The organism is Pseudomonas sp. GZJR-8, from assembly GCF_002916705.1.
Taxonomy (GTDB): domain Bacteria; phylum Pseudomonadota; class Gammaproteobacteria; order Pseudomonadales; family Pseudomonadaceae; genus Aquipseudomonas; species Aquipseudomonas synxantha_A.
In genome coordinates, this window is the sequence record NZ_JXSI01000005.1 from 152315 (window position 1) to 166784 (window position 14470).

Annotated in this window: 11 protein-coding genes; 1 reads left to right on the forward strand and 10 read right to left on the reverse strand. The window is 62.9% G+C overall.

Annotation, left to right across the window (positions count from 1 at the left end; all coding sequences use genetic code 11):
• Positions 1-261: 261 nt before the first annotated feature.
• From pepN to TK42_RS12435, 6 genes are read right to left on the reverse strand one after another with little or no spacing between them, the layout of a single operon-like run.
• Complete coding sequence (pepN, locus tag TK42_RS12410; protein WP_103734325.1) at positions 262-2919, reverse strand: aminopeptidase N; 2658 nt, start codon at positions 2917-2919, stop codon at positions 262-264.
• Between the two features lie 13 nt (positions 2920-2932).
• On the reverse strand, positions 2933-3763 hold the full coding sequence (locus TK42_RS12415; protein ID WP_005788687.1) for a DUF2797 domain-containing protein: 831 nt from the start codon (positions 3761-3763) through the stop codon (positions 2933-2935).
• Positions 3760-4020 carry a YeaC family protein gene (locus tag TK42_RS12420; RefSeq protein WP_005788688.1) on the reverse strand — a complete coding sequence of 87 codons (261 nt, stop codon included), beginning with the start codon at positions 4018-4020 and terminating at the stop codon, positions 3760-3762. The genes TK42_RS12415 and TK42_RS12420 overlap by 4 nt, the downstream gene beginning before the upstream one ends.
• A gap of 14 nt (positions 4021-4034) precedes the next feature.
• Positions 4035-4904 (reverse strand): rhomboid family intramembrane serine protease, encoded by an 870-nt coding sequence (locus tag TK42_RS12425; RefSeq protein WP_032875921.1) that lies wholly within the window; start codon positions 4902-4904, stop codon positions 4035-4037.
• Entirely contained in the window at positions 4901-5875 is a 975-nt protein-coding gene (locus TK42_RS12430) for a metallophosphoesterase (protein WP_164699547.1), read from the reverse strand. Before TK42_RS12430 ends, TK42_RS12425 begins: the two co-directional genes overlap by 4 nt.
• The gene (locus tag TK42_RS12435; RefSeq protein WP_003217892.1) at positions 5872-6762 is read right to left on the reverse strand and encodes an NAD(+) kinase; all 891 of its coding nucleotides are present in this window, start codon (positions 6760-6762) and stop codon (positions 5872-5874) included. Before TK42_RS12435 ends, TK42_RS12430 begins: the two co-directional genes overlap by 4 nt.
• Positions 6763-6907: 145 nt before the next feature.
• On the opposite strand from TK42_RS12435, the gene TK42_RS12440 reads away from it, so the two are divergent.
• Positions 6908-7855 carry a DUF1853 family protein gene (locus TK42_RS12440; RefSeq protein ID WP_032875927.1) on the forward strand — a complete coding sequence of 316 codons (948 nt, stop codon included), beginning with the start codon at positions 6908-6910 and terminating at the stop codon, positions 7853-7855.
• A 114-nt stretch (positions 7856-7969) separates the two neighbouring features.
• On the opposite strand, the gene TK42_RS12445 is transcribed toward TK42_RS12440, so the two are convergent.
• The 4 genes from TK42_RS12445 to cobW are packed head-to-tail and all read right to left on the reverse strand — an operon-like array spanning position 7970 to position 14449.
• Complete coding sequence (locus TK42_RS12445; RefSeq protein ID WP_032880973.1) at positions 7970-8572, reverse strand: VWA domain-containing protein; 603 nt, start codon at positions 8570-8572, stop codon at positions 7970-7972.
• A gap of 53 nt (positions 8573-8625) precedes the next feature.
• Positions 8626-9624 carry an ATP-binding protein gene (locus TK42_RS12450; protein WP_078821506.1) on the reverse strand — a complete coding sequence of 333 codons (999 nt, stop codon included), beginning with the start codon at positions 9622-9624 and terminating at the stop codon, positions 8626-8628.
• On the reverse strand, positions 9624-13385 hold the full coding sequence (cobN, locus tag TK42_RS12455; RefSeq protein WP_103734326.1) for a cobaltochelatase subunit CobN: 3762 nt from the start codon (positions 13383-13385) through the stop codon (positions 9624-9626). The genes TK42_RS12450 and cobN overlap by 1 nt, the downstream gene beginning before the upstream one ends.
• 2 nt (positions 13386-13387) lie before the next feature.
• Complete coding sequence (gene cobW / locus TK42_RS12460; protein WP_103734327.1) at positions 13388-14449, reverse strand: cobalamin biosynthesis protein CobW; 1062 nt, start codon at positions 14447-14449, stop codon at positions 13388-13390.
• Positions 14450-14470 lie beyond the last annotated feature (21 nt).

Consider the following 14470-nt stretch of genomic DNA (forward strand, 5'->3'; position numbering starts at 1 on the left):
CCCCCCAAATCACTGGCGGATTACGGGCACACCGAGCCTAAGCGAGGTGCCGAGTGGTGGGGCAAGAGCCCTTTTGGTTACTTTTGGCTGGGCCGGCATTCCGGGCTCTTTTCCAAAAGTGACCCGCTGTAAAATCGGAACCAATATCAGCCGTTACCGCAGCAATGGATATGTACTCGGTATAACTGTGTCGGCTGCCTGGCCGCCTTCGCGAGCAAGCCCGCTCCCACATTTTGCCCCCGGAACATCAGGCAGAAAACGTTACGCCAGGCTCTTGCTGACCACCTCATACACATCGCTGGACAGCTCGCCACACGCGAGAATGCGCTCCAGTTGCGCCTTCATCAGCGCCTGGCGTGCGCTGTCATACTTGCGCCAGCGCGTCAGCGGCGCCAGTTGGCGCGAGGCGATCTGCGGGTTCAAGGTGTTGAGTTCGATCACCAGATCCGCCAGGAAGCGATAACCCGAGCCATCCGCCGCATGGAAGTTGACCAGATTTTGGCCGGCGAATGCGCCGATCAAGGCGCGCACCTTGTTCGGGTTCTTGATGGTGAACGCCGGGTGTCCCATCAACGCCTTGACCCGCGCCAGCCCGCCCGGCAACGTGCTGCCGGCCTGAACACTGAACCACTGGTCCATGACCAACGGGTTGTCCTTGAAGTTCTCGGCAAACACCGCCAGCGCCTGGGCCTTTTCCGCTTCGAACGGCGAGTTCACCAGCACCGCAAGGGCCGTCAGGCGTTCGGTCATGTTATCGCTGGTGTCGAACTGATCCAGGGTGGCCGCCAATACTTCTGGCTTGCCGCTGAGCATCAGGTACGACAACGCGATGTTCTGCAAGGCACGGCGGGCGAAGTGCTCGGCCTCTGCCACGTACGGCGTTTGCTTGGACAGCTCACGATTGGCCTGGTAGCGCAGCCACAAGCCTTCGAACAGGTTCTCGGCCAGTTGCTTGCGGGCATATTCACGGGCCGCGTGGATCGCATCCACATCCGCCACTTCGCTGATTTCCGTCAGGTAGGCTTCACTTGGCAGCGAGAGCATTTCCGCGACCATGGCCTGGTCGAGACTTTCGTCGCTCAATACCGTGCGCAGCGCATCGATCAGGCGCTGGTCCAGCTTCAGCGGCTGGCCTGCCTGATGCTGGGCGATCAGTTCCTGCAACACCTGCACCGACAGCTGCTGGCCGGCATCCCAGCGGTTGAAGCCGTCGATGTCGTGTTGCATCAGGAACATCAACTGATCGCGGTTATACGGGAAGTTCAATTTCACCGGCGCCGAAAACCCACGCAACAGCGAAGGCAACGGCTTTTCAGCGACATCGACAAAGGTGAACGTCTGCTCGGCTTCAGTCACCGAGATCACTCGTGAGGTGCCTGCAGCTGTAGCCTCACCGGCCAGGCGCAAGTTGATTGCGGCGCCCTGCCCGTCCAGCAGGCCCAATTCCACCGGGATCACGAACGGCAGTTTTTCGACCTTGTCCGGCGTTGGCGGGCAGCTCTGGCGGAATGTCAGGCTGTAGGTCCTGGCCGCCGCGTCGTAGGACTCGCTCACCGCCAAGCGTGGCGTACCCGCCTGGCTGTACCAGCGTTTGAACTGGCTGAGGTCGGCGCCATTGGCGTCTTCCATGGCCTTGATAAAGTCGTCGCAGGTCACGGCCTGACCGTCATGGCGTTCGAAGTACAGGTCACTGCCTTTGCGGAAGCCTTCGGCGCCGAGCAAGGTGTGGATCATGCCGACTACTTCCGAGCCCTTTTCGTAAACGGTCAGGGTGTAGAAGTTGGAGATCTCGATAAAGCTGTCCGGGCGCACCGCGTGGGCCATAGGGCCAGCGTCTTCGGCGAACTGGTGCGTACGCAGATAGGCCACATCCTGAATGCGCTTGACCGTGGCCGAGTTCATGTCGGCGGAGAAGCCCGAATCACGGAACACGGTGAAGCCTTCCTTGAGCGACAACTGGAACCAGTCGCGGCAGGTCACGCGGTTGCCCGACCAGTTGTGGAAGTATTCGTGGGCGACGATGGCTTCGACGCGCTGGTGGGCGGCGTCGGTAGCGGTTTCGGCGCGGGCCAGCACGGCGCTGGAGTTGAAGATATTGAGGCCCTTGTTCTCCATGGCGCCCATGTTGAAATCGTTGACCGCCACGATCATGAAGATATCCAGGTCGTACTCGCGGCCGTAGGTTTCTTCGTCCCAGCGCATGGATTTCTTCAGGCTGGTCATGGCGTGCTGGCACTTGTCGATGTTTTCCGGCTCGACGTAGATGCGCAACGCGACTTCGCGATTGGTCATGGTGGTGAAGCTGTCTTCGACGCACCACAGGTCACCGGCCACCAGCGCAAACAGGTACGCCGGCTTCTTGAACGGATCTTCCCAGGTCGCCCAGTGCCGGCCGTCTTCGCCAGGGCCACTGGCAATCGGATTGCCGTTGGACAACAGCACCGGGTAGCTGTGCTGCTCGGCGATCACCGTGGTGGTGAACACGCTCATTACGTCCGGGCGGTCGAGATAGTAAGTGATCTTGCGAAAGCCCTCGGCCTCGCACTGAGTGCAGAACATACCGCTGGATTTGTATAAACCTTCCAGGGCAGTGTTGGTTTCCGGATGGATCTTGACCGTGGTGTCGAGGGTGAAGGTCTCACTCTTTGGCTGCACGGTCAGGTGGCTGTCGGTCAACTGGTAGTCAGCGTCCGTCAGCGGCTGGTCGGCCAGGTTGACGCTCAACAGTTCAAGTTGCTGGCCGTCGAGTACCAAGGGCGGCAAACCGGCGCCGCGCTCGGGGTTGCGGCGCATCACCAGCTGCGCGTGGACCAGGCTGTGGTCCTCGAACAACTCGAAGGTCAGGTGCGTCTCGTCGATCAGGTAGTCCGGCGCCTGATAGTCCTTAAGGTAAATCATCTTCGGTTGTTCGGTGCGCATGCTCGGGATCCTTCTACTGATGCACGGCGAGCTGGTAGGCCGTGTATTTACGAATATTGATGACGCCGGTATCGAAGATCAGGTATTGGCCCTTGATCCCCAGCAGCGTGCCTTCGGCAATCGGGTTCTTGTCCAGGTTGAAGCTGACGATCTTGGTCGGATACTGCTCGACCGGGTAGCGGATTTCAATCGGCTCGATGTCGGCAATGGTTTGGATGGCTTGCAGGCCAAAGCGTTCCTGCAAACCCAGCAAGCCTTCGGCGCAGGAGGCGAACAGCTCATCGCGCACCTGCTTGAGGTCCACCGATTGCGCGTCGCCCTTGAGCAAGGCGCGCCAGTTGGTCTTGTCGGCCACCTGGCTGCGGAACAGGTCTTCGACGAAGCCGGACTGCTGGCGAGTCGACACGCGCATGATCGGCAATGCCTGGCTGGCACCCTGGTCCAGCCAGCGGGTGGGCAGCTGGGTGGCACGCGTGATGCCGACCTTGACCCCCGACGAATTGGCCAGGTACACCACATGGTCGGTCATGCAGAATTTTTCGCCCCAGCCCGGATCACGGCAGGTGCCGGCGTCGTAATGGCAACGCTCGGGGCTCATGATGCACAGGTCACACTGGGCCAGCTTGGTCATGCACGGGTAGCAATACCCTTGACTGAAGCTGGTCTTGGTCTTGCGCCCGCAATGGCTGCAATGAATGGCACCCAGGTACTCCAGGCGCACATGGGTGCCGATCATCGGATTGACCGGCACCTCGACATCGCCCAGGCGAAACGCATATTGAACAGTCGGCTCACCAAGTTGCGCCGACATTTTGCTGACTGCACCGCGACCAATTTCAATCAATGGATCGCATCCGACTTGAACAGGATGTTCGCCACCGGCTCCGACTTGGACGCGCATTCCTGCGGGCCCATATAGCCGGTACGCTGCTCTTCGGGCAGGTTCTGGATCTCCCAGGCGATCATCGCTTGCAGGGACAATTCGCGCTGTTCGGCGGTGAGCTTGCGGCCATCGGACCATTTGCCGATTTCCACGGCGAGCTTGAGGCTTTCGTAGATATCGGGGGTGATGTTTTCGATCATTTCAGCAAAAGAGGACATTCGGCTCTTCCTTATCAAATAGACGATTTGCGACGGTTGTACAGCCCGCCGAGCAAACCGGTGAGGCAACCGATAACCAGGCCGCCGACATGGGCCGCGTTGGCGATTTGGCCGAAGCCGATCATCGAGACCAGCCCCGACAGGCAGAGCAGCAGCCACACCAGCATCATCACCAGCACCCCACGGGGCAGGCGATAGGCTGGGTTGGGTGACAATAGTTGAAAGATCCAGCAATGCCCGAGCAGGCCATACAACACACCGGACAAGCCACCGAACAGGCCAGGGCCGCCATAAGCGTATTGCGCGTAGTTGGAGACCAGGCTGAACAACAGGGTCAGCCCCAGCAAGTTGATACTGCCCTGGCGCGCTTCGATGCGCCGGCCCAACTCCCAGTACCACATGCCGTTCATGGCCAGGTGCAGGATGCCGAAGTGGATCAGCATCGGCGTGACCAATCGCCACCACTGCCCTGAAGCGAGCGTGTCGGCCAACGGCGTGAACTGGATGTACTCGCCCAGCACCCGGAACGGCAGGAACGTCAGCCAGGCCATGGCTTGCAGGTTTTCACCAAGCAGGGTCACGGCGCCGACAATCAGGCTGGCCAACAGCACCAGCGCCGTGACAGGGCTATGACGCAGCTGCTGGACGAAACCTGGCCGTGCAACTGGCGCCTGTTCAGGAATATCCAGCTGCTGGTCCGGGTCGCCGGCAGGAAAGCGTTGATACAACACGCGCACGTCATCGCTGATGGTTTCAGGCACCCACAACACTTGCTCACCCGCCTCTTCACTGACGCGATGGGGCACCTGCATGCGTTGCAGCAACTTGACGAAACCACCCAGGTCGACACTCAGGGGCAAGCGCAATACGGCTACGGTACTCATGGAATGGCCTCGGGTCGCTCAACGTCGACCCATACAAATTTACGCGGATCCAGTTGGGTTTCCTGGTCGAGTCGATACGCCACCAGCTTGCCGTACAGCACCGCGCTGTAGTCCAGGCAGGCCAGGTTCGGGCGGATCGGCGCCGGTTTGCCACTGCGCCAGTAATGGCCGACGAACAACAACGGCTCGTCGACGCCGTAGCGCAGCAGGGAATTCTTTTCGGTGGACGACAACGGCGTGCGCGCCACCGGCTCTGGCAAAGCGTCGGGCTGGAACACGATGTCACCGTAGGTCTTGGGGTCATCTTCCCAGAACTTGGTGCGGAAGAACGACCGCGTCAAGCCATCTCCGCCGGTCAGGGTCAGACCGTCGGGCAGGCGCATATCGGTGCCGCGCAACAGCCGATCGAAGGCGTTGCAGGCGAAGCTGCCCGGTACGGCGGCGGCTTGCAGGAAGTGCTGGTCGATGCAGCCATCCGGGAAGGTGGCGCGCAATGGCTGGATGAAGCCTTCATCCCAGCACGCGTGCACCACGCGAAAACGCCCGGCATCGACAAACAGCGGCATGTCGTAGAACCAGCCGAGGAAGTCGTGCCAGTCGGCCGGGTGGTGCTCGAACTGGGTCAGGGTCTCTTGGATCAACCGCGCATGACGTGGGTTGTGCTCGCGCACGAACTGCCTGCCGCTGCCGGGTGGTGCCGGGGTGGTCCAGCCCAGCGCATTGAACTCATGGTTGCCCATGATGCACAGCGCCTGGCCGGCCTCGGTCATATCATGGACGATATGCAGCGCCTCGCGGATGCGTGGGCCACGGTCGATGATATCGCCCAGGAACACCGCCATGCGCGACGGATGGCGCCAGGTGCCGCCCTGCTTGTGGTAACCCAATTGGTCGAGCAAGTGCTCAAGGGTATGAGCGCAACCGTGCACGTCACCAATCAGGTCGTAGCTACGCGCGGGATCGAGCATCAGTCGCCCCCACCCCCCAAGCGGCTGCCCCAGCCCAACTTGGTACGGCACACTTCGTAGTAGTTGTGATCCAGCGGGTGGATCAAGCGCAACTTCTGTGCCTTCTTGCTCACGGTGATGGTGTCACCGGGGGCGCAGGTGAAATGGTTCTGCCCGTCGCAGGAGACTTGCGGGTAGATCTGCATGTCTTTGGACACCACGATTTTCAGCTCGCTGTTGCCATCGACCACAATCGGTCTGCTGGACAACATATGGGGGTACATCGGCACGATCACAATGGCATCGAGCTTGGGATGCATGATCGGGCCACCGGCCGATAGTGCATACGCGGTGGAGCCAGTAGGCGTGGCGACAATCAGGCCGTCGGCCTTCTGGCTGCACACGAACTGGCCGTCGATATACAGCTCGAACTCGATCATCCGCGTGGATTTGCCCGGGTGCAGCACCACATCGTTGAGGGCATCGCCCTGGCCGATCGCCTCGCCATGGCGGCGCACTTCGGCTTGCAGCAGGAAGCGGTTTTCCACCAGGTAATGGCCGTCGAGCACCTTGGCCACTTCGACTTCCAGCTCATCGGGGCGGATGTCGGTCAGAAACCCCAGGCTGCCGCGGTTGATCCCCAGCACCGGCACGTTATGCCGCGCCAGCGCCCGGGCGGCGCCGAGCAGGCTGCCATCGCCGCCGACCACGATGACCATGTCGCAGACCTCGCCGAGCATCTTGCGCGACGAGGTCTGCAGGCCGTGGCCCGGGAGGATTTCGGCGATGGTGTCTTCGAGGATCACATGCAGGTGGCGCTCGAGCAGAAACTTCTTCAGCCGGCGGACGGTGTCCAACACCTGGGTACTGCCCAGGCGACCGATAATGCCGATATTGCGAAATTGCTCCATGGGGCTCCTGCGGGATTTGGGGTGCGGCAAAAAAGAACGATTATGGGCGAAAGGCCGCGTCAGGCAAAATCCTTTGTCGCCGCCACGCCTTGATGACAATGGTTCTCAGACACCTTCACCCGGCTGAAAAGGCTATGCTCGGACCATGACCGTGTTCCCTGACTTGCACAACTTGCCCCGCCAATTGCGCCACCCCGAGGTGCGCGACCTGGCGTGGGTGATCCTCGCCCCGCCCATGCTGGCGCAAACGCCGTGGCCGCAGCGCCACCCGCTGGCCGGCAGTGACTGGGTGCAGGCGCCACACCGGCTTGAGCATTGGCTGCGTGCGCTTGATCAGGACAGCAGCGCCCTGCAGCAGTGGCTCAGCCTGTCGCGCACACGGCGCCTGGGCCTCTATTACGAGCGCCTGTGGCAGTTTGCCGTGCAGCACGCGCCGGGTGTGGAATTGCTGGCCGCCAACCTGCCGATCCGCCGCGCCGGGCATACCCTGGGCGAACTGGACATGCTGTTGCGCGACCGCGATGGCGTGCACCATCTGGAACTGGCGATCAAACTCTATCTTGGCCCACAGGACGGCAATGGCCAGGACACCGCGCTATGGCTCGGGCCGGGCTGCCATGACCGGCTGGACCGCAAGCTGGCGCACCTGGCCGAACATCAACTGCCGATTTCTGCGCGGGCCGAGAGCCGCGACGCCTTGGCGGCGCTGGATATCCAGGTGTTCGATGCGCATTTGTGGCTGGGCGGTTATCTGCTCTATCCCTGGCCTGGCACGGCGCAACCCCCAATCGGCGCCCACCCGCAGCATCTGCGTGGTTGCTGGTTGCATCAGCGTGACTGGTCGGATTTTGTCAGCACCCGCCCACCCGGCCACTGGCAACCCCTGCCCCGCCACGCCTGGTTGGCACCTGCGCATTACACGGCGGATCAAGTGTGGAGTGAAGCGCAGATGCAAAGCTGGCTGAAGGACCTGGATCCGATGGCACCGGCGCAGTTACTGGTTCGGATGGTGCAGAACGGTGAGGACTGGGAGGAAGCGGAGCGGTTGTTTCTGGTGGCGGATCTTTGGCCGAATGTGCCGGGGGCAGGCTGATAAATCCTCGGTGTATTCAAGGCAGCCATCGGGGGCAAGCCCCCTTCCACAAGGTAGTGCGGCGCACTGAAAAATGTGGGAGGGGGCTTGCTCCCGATGTCGATTGCCCAGGCACTACACATCATCGATATGCTGATAATCCAACTGCAACCCCATCGCCAACTCCTGAGCCCGTCCCAACCTGATCGGCCCGCGCTCAATGTCTACCAGTAACCCCGGACACTCCAACGGCGGCAACCCATCAATGGCTTTGAGCCGACCATCAGTGATCACCAGCAATCGCTGTTGCTGCGCCGGGTAACGCTTGCGCCGCGCTTTGAGCCACTGCCCGGCCTCGCTCAAGGCGGCGAGCAATGGCGTACCGCCACCGGCGCCTAACTGCTCCAGCCAACCCGTCAATCCCTTTGCCGCCTTCAAGCCCTGCACCTGCCACTTCGGCGCTGATCCGCTGGCCGTCAACAGCGCCATGCGCGCCCGTTGCCGATAAGCGTCGTCGAACAGCTGAGCCAACAAACCCTTGGCATCGGTCAACGCCCGATGGCGCCGGGTGGACGCCGAGGCATCGACGATTACCAACCACAGTTCCGGCGCCGAACGGCTACGCAGGTGGAACAGCAGATCATCACGGCATTGTGGCCGTCCACCGAGCAACGTACCCGGCCAATTGATCCTGCCTTTCTGTGCGCTGCGCGCCTTGCCCTGCCTGCCGTTGTCCAGTCGCCCCGCCTGGGGCCGGGCATCCGCCCCCGCGTCAGGTCGGGGGCGAATGCCTAGGGCTTTTTTGGCCAGGCCGGCACATCGCGGCGGGCGCCCGTGGGCAAGGCCGGCGCAGGCATATCGCCCCATTGGCCTTGGCCGGGCGAGCTTTCAGACGGTTTCGACGACTGCCCTTGATTCGGCGGTGCGGCCGCGGGCGTTTGCTGCTGACGGCGATGGCGCAAGGCAAACTCGGCCACCGCTTCGATGTCTTGCTCGGCAATGGCTGACGCGCCTCGCCACGCCGCATGGGCCCGGGCACCACGCAGCCAGACCAGGTCGGCGCGCATACCGTCCACGCCTGCGGCAAAGCAGCGTTCGGTAATCTGCGCCAACGCGTGATCGTCCAGGTCGATGCTGTCGAGTCGCGCCCGCGCCTGCGTGCAGCGTTCGCGCAACTCGGCTTGCGGCGCGGCCCACTGCGCGCAGAAGGCCGCCGGATCACTGTCGAAATCCAGACGACGACGAATGATCTGCCCACGTTCGGCGGGCAAGGTCTGCCCGCTCAGCGCCACATTGAAACCAAAGCGGTCGAGCAACTGCGGGCGCAACTCCCCCTCCTCCGGGTTCATGGTGCCGATCAGCACAAAGCGCGCCGAATGCCGATGGGAAATACCGTCGCGCTCGATCAGGTTGGTGCCGCTGGCGGCCACGTCCAACAGCAGGTCCACCAAATGGTCGGCCAGCAGGTTGACTTCATCCACATACAGCACGCCGCCGTCAGCCTTGGCCAACACGCCGGGGGAAAATTGTGCACGGCCTTCGCCCAGTGCGGCTTCCAGGTCCAACGTGCCGACCAGGCGTTCCTCGGTCGCGCCCAGGGGCAAAGTCACGAACTGGCCACTGGCGAGGAGGTCCGCCAGCCCACGGGCCAGGGTCGACTTGGCCATGCCTCGCGGGCCTTCGATCAGCACGCCGCCGATGCGGGGGTCGATGGCGGTCAGGCACAGCGCCAGTTTCAGGTCGTCAGCACCGACCACGGCGGACAGCGGAAAATGGGGAATCTCGGTCATCAGCTGTCTTCTTCTATATCCAGCAAGAGGTTTTCCAGTGCTTCGCGATAAGCCCCCGGCGCCTGCCACATGCCCCGCTGCTGGGCTTCGAGCATACGCTCGGTCATGTCGCGCAGGGCATCGGGGTTGTGCTGCTGCACAAACGCCCGGGTGTCAGGGTCCAGCAGGTAGGCATCGGCGAGCAGTGCATATTGATGGTCGTCGATCAACGCGGTGGTGGCGTCGAAAGCGAACAGGTTGTCCACGGTCGCGGCCATTTCAAACGCGCCTTTATAGCCATGGCGTTTCACGCCTTCGATCCACTTGGGGTTGGCGGCGCGGGCGCGGATCACCCGGTTCAGCTCTTCCTTCAAGGTGCGGATTCTGGGCAAGTCCGGCTGACTGTGGTCGCCATGATAACTGGCGGCCTTGTCACCGCTGAGGGTTTCCACGGCGGCGAGCATACCGCCCTGGAATTGGTAGTAATCATTGGAATCGAGCAAGTCGTGCTCGCGGTTGTCCTGGTTCTGCAACACCGCCTGCACTTGGCTCAGGCGCTGGGCAAACTGCTCGCGGGCGGCGGTGCCTTCATCGGAGCCCCCGTAGGCATAGCCGCCCCAGTTCAGGTAGACCTCGGCCAAGTCCTCGCGGCTCTGCCACAGGCGCCCGTCAACCGCGCCCTGCACGCCCGCGCCATAGGCGCCCGGTTTGGCGCCGAAGATGCGCCAGCCGGCCTGCTTGGCCGCAGCCTCTGCATTCAGGCCCGACTCAACCAGCGCCTGGCGCTCGCTGCGCACCTTGGCGGCCAAAGGGTTCATGTCGTCCGGTTCATCCAGGGCCGCCACCGCCTGCACCGCTGCGTCGAACAGGCGGATCAGGTTGGCGAAGGCATCGCGGAAGAAGCCGGACACGCGCAGGGTCACGTCGACACGCGGGCGATCCAGCAGGCTGATCGGCAGGATTTCAAAATCGTCGACCCGCTGGCTGCCGGTGGCCCATACCGGGCGCACGCCCATCAGCGCCATGGCCTGGGCGATATCATCACCGCCGGTGCGCATGGTGGCCGTGCCCCATACCGACAGGCCGAGTTGGCGCAAATGATCGCCATGATCCTGTAGATGGCGTTCCAGAATCAGGTTGGCCGATTGGAAACCGATGCGCCAGGCTGTGGTGGTTGGCAGGTTGCGTACGTCCACGGTAAAGAAGTTACGCCCGGTCGGCAGCACATCCAGGCGTCCGCGACTGGGCGCACCGCTGGGCCCTGCCGGGACGAAGCGCCCGCTCAAGGCATCGAGCAGGCCGCGCATTTCCGCCGGGCCGCAGGCGTCCAGGCGTGGCGCCACCACGATGCGCAGGCTTTCGACGACCGACTTGACGTCCTCCCAGCCAGGCTCTTCCAACTGCTCGACAGGGCCTTCCAGCGCCTGCTCGATCAAGCGCGTTGCGTAAAGCTCCAGGCGTTCGCGGGTATCGCCGGCGGTGCGCCACAACTGCCCGTCGATCTTTTGCAGTACCAACGGGCGCCGCCCCGTCCATGGTTCGGCCAAGGCGCAATCGAGCGGATCGAAGCCCAGTTCGAAGGCCTTGGCCAGCACCCGCAACAGGCTCGATTGCGGGCCACGGCCATCGCCACGCGGAATGCGCAGCAACGCCAGCAAGGTGTCGATGCGCAAGCGGCCCTCGGGCGACTCGCCAAAGACATGCAGGCCGTCGCGGATCTGCGACTCCTTCAAATCGCACAGGTAGGTGTCCAGGCGCGGCAACCAGATGTCGGCGTCAGTCTCGCTGTCCAGCTCCAGCTCCTGGTCGATGCGGGTTTCGCGCACCAGCTTGAGAATGTCTTTTTGCAACTCAAGGGCGCGGCGCGGGTCGAGCAATTGCGCCTCGTAATACTCGTCGGCCAACAACTCAAGGTTACGCAACGGGCCGTAGGTTTCGGCACGGGTCAACGGTGGCATCAGATGGTCGATGATCACGGCCTGGGTACGCCGCTTGGCCTGGGCACCCTCGCCCGGGTCGTTGACGATAAACGGGTAGATGTTCGGCAGCGGCCCCAGCAATGCATCCGGCCAGCAGTTTTCCGACAGGCCCACGCCCTTGCCCGGCAACCACTCCAGGTTGCCGTGCTTGCCCACATGAATCACGCCGTGTGCGCCGTAGGTGTGACGCAGCCAGAAATAGAACGCCAGGTACCCATGGGGCGGCACCAGGTCCGGGTCGTGGTACACGGCACTCGCGTCCACCTGGTAACCCCGGGCAGGCTGGATGCCGACGAAGGTCAGGCCCAGGCGCAGGCCGGCGATCATCATGCGGCCGTCGCGGAACATTGGATCGTTTTGTGGAGCACCCCAACGTTGCAGCACGGCCTGGCGATTGGACTCGGGCAGTCGATCGAACAACGCCTGGTACTCGGCCAGGCCCAGGCTTTGATGGCACGGGCGCTGGTCGAGGCTGTCGAGGTCGTTGGTGACACCGCCGAGCAGCTCGTGGATCAGTGCGGTGCCGCTGTCCGCAAGCGCCGGCGCCACCGGATAGCCTTCAACCTGCAAGGCCCGCAGGATATTCAGCGCCGCTGCTGGCGTGTCCAGGCCCACACCGTTACCGATGCGACCGTCACGGGTCGGGTAGTTGGCGAGGATCAGGGCGATGCGTTTGTCGGCATTCGGCACCCGGGCCAAGTCAACCCAACGCCGCGCCAGTTCAGCGACAAAATCCATGCGCTCGGGCGCTGCGCGGTAGCACACCACGTCAGACTGGCTGCGCTCGCTGCGCCAGGCCAGGTCCTTGAAGCTGATCGGCCGGCTGATGATGCGCCCATCCAGCTCGGGCAAGGCAATATGCATGGCCAGGTCGCGGGGGCCGAGCCCCTGTTCGCTGGCTTCCCAGCCGGGCTGGTTATCCTGGGCGCAGATCGCCTGGATCACCGGGACGTTGCGCCGAAACGGTCGCAGATGCGGCGCTTCGGGGGTGGATTGGGCAAAGCCTGTGGTGTTGAGGATCACCGCGACTTGCACGTCGTCCAACAGGTCCTCGACCACTGTGAGGCAACCGGGCTCTTTCAAACTGGCCACTGCGATGGGCAATGGGTTCAGGCCCGCTGCCTGCAAGCGCTGGCAGAACACATCGATAAACCCGGTATTGGCCGCCTGCAAGTGGGAGCGGTAGAACAGCACCGCGGCCACGGGGAAGTCGGCGCGCCAATCCGCCTGCCAGTCATTGAGGCGGGCATTGGCTTTGTGCGGGTGATAGATCGCCGTACGCGGCAAGGTTTGTGGCTCGGCCCAGGCATAGTCGCGGCCCAGATGGGCGCTGGCCAGGCAGTGATAAAAGTCCAACGCATTGCCAAGGCCACCCTGGCGCAAAAAGTGCCACAGACGCTCGCGCTGTTCAGCAGCGACGGTGCTCAGGCCGCTGAGTTCCGGGTCTGGACGATCATCCCCCGGCACCAGGATCAACGTGACGCCACGCTCGGCCAACTCCACCAGGCGCTCGATGCCGTAGCGCCAATAACCAATGCCGCCATGCAAGGAAATCAGGATGACCTTGGCGTGACGCAACACCTCATCGACGTACAGGTCGACCGAGGCGTGGTTCTGCACCTGCATCGGGTTGGCCAGGCGCAGGCTGGGGTAATCCTCGGGCAACTGCTGGGCGGCTTCGGCCAGCAGCGCCAGGCTGGAGTCACCGCTGCACAGGATCACCAGCTCGGCGGGGGTTTGGCCAAGGTCAGCAATATTGTCGTCCGCGACGAAACCACCGGGTTGGGTCCTGAGCAGGTGCATGGTTAAACGCTGAGGGCAGCGCGCAATTGCGCTTCAAGGCCAGCGGCGTCCAGCTCCTGACCGATCAGCACCAGGCGCGTGATACGCGCTTCATCGGCACCCCAGGCACGGTCGAAGTGCTTGTCAAAGCGTGTGCCCACGCCCTGGATCAGCAGGCGCATCGGCTTGTTCGGGATAGCAGCAAAGCCTTTGACGCGCAAAATGCCGTGTTGCCCCACCAATTGGGTCAGGGCGTCCAGCAACAGTGCTTCGTCGGCTTGAGGCAGGTCGATGGAGATGGAGTCGAAAGCATCGTGATCGTGGTCGTCTTCGCCTTCATGGTGATGATCGTGATGGCTGTGGCGAGCGTCGATATGCTCTTCGGAGCCGGCACCCAGGCCGATCAGCACGTCCAATGGCAGGCGACCGCTGCTGGCTTCGATGATCTTAACCGCCGGCGGCAGCTCCTCGGCCACTTCCAGGCGCACGCGGGCCAGGTCTTCGGTGCTGATCAGGTCGGCTTTGTTGAGGATCACCAGGTCGGCGCTGGCCAGTTGGTCGGCGAACAGCTCGTGCAAAGGCGACTCGTGGTCCAGGTTCGGGTCCAGTTTGCGCTGGGCGTCGACTTGATCCGGGAACGCAGCGAAAGTGCCGGCGGCCACGGCCGGGCTGTCGACCACCGTGATCACCGCGTCAACCGTGCAGGCGCTGCGGATTTCCGGCCACTGGAACGCCTGCACCAAGGGTTTTGGCAAGGCCAGCCCCGAGGTTTCGATCAGGATATGGTCAAGGTCACCACGACGGGCGACCAGTTCGCGCATCACCGGGAAGAACTCTTCCTGCACGGTGCAGCACAGGCAGCCGTTGGCCAGTTCGTACACGCGGCCGTTGGCTTCTTCTTCGGTACACCCGATGGAGCATTGCTTGAGGATTTCGCCGTCAATGCCCAGTTCGCCGAACTCGTTGACGATCACGGCTATGCGACGGCCCTGGGCGTTATCGAGCATGTGGCGCAGCAACGTGGTCTTGCCCGAGCCGAGGAAGCCGGTAACGATGGTGACGGGGAGTTTGGCCAGTGTTTTCATCGGATGCCCTTTGGGGCGGGC

Coding starts and splice junctions, on each gene's coding strand:
- TK42_RS12435 (WP_003217892.1), bottom strand. CDS start 6,762: ATGGAGCAATTTCGCAATATCGGCATTATCGGTCGCCTGGGCAGTACC.
- cobN (WP_103734326.1), bottom strand. CDS start 13,385: ATGCACCTGCTCAGGACCCAACCCGGTGGTTTCGTCGCGGACGACAAT.
- TK42_RS12440 (WP_032875927.1), top strand. CDS start 6,908: ATGACCGTGTTCCCTGACTTGCACAACTTGCCCCGCCAATTGCGCCAC.
- TK42_RS12420 (WP_005788688.1), bottom strand. CDS start 4,020: ATGTCCTCTTTTGCTGAAATGATCGAAAACATCACCCCCGATATCTAC.
- pepN (WP_103734325.1), bottom strand. CDS start 2,919: ATGCGCACCGAACAACCGAAGATGATTTACCTTAAGGACTATCAGGCG.
- TK42_RS12425 (WP_032875921.1), bottom strand. CDS start 4,904: ATGAGTACCGTAGCCGTATTGCGCTTGCCCCTGAGTGTCGACCTGGGT.
- cobW (WP_103734327.1), bottom strand. CDS start 14,449: ATGAAAACACTGGCCAAACTCCCCGTCACCATCGTTACCGGCTTCCTC.
- TK42_RS12450 (WP_078821506.1), bottom strand. CDS start 9,624: ATGACCGAGATTCCCCATTTTCCGCTGTCCGCCGTGGTCGGTGCTGAC.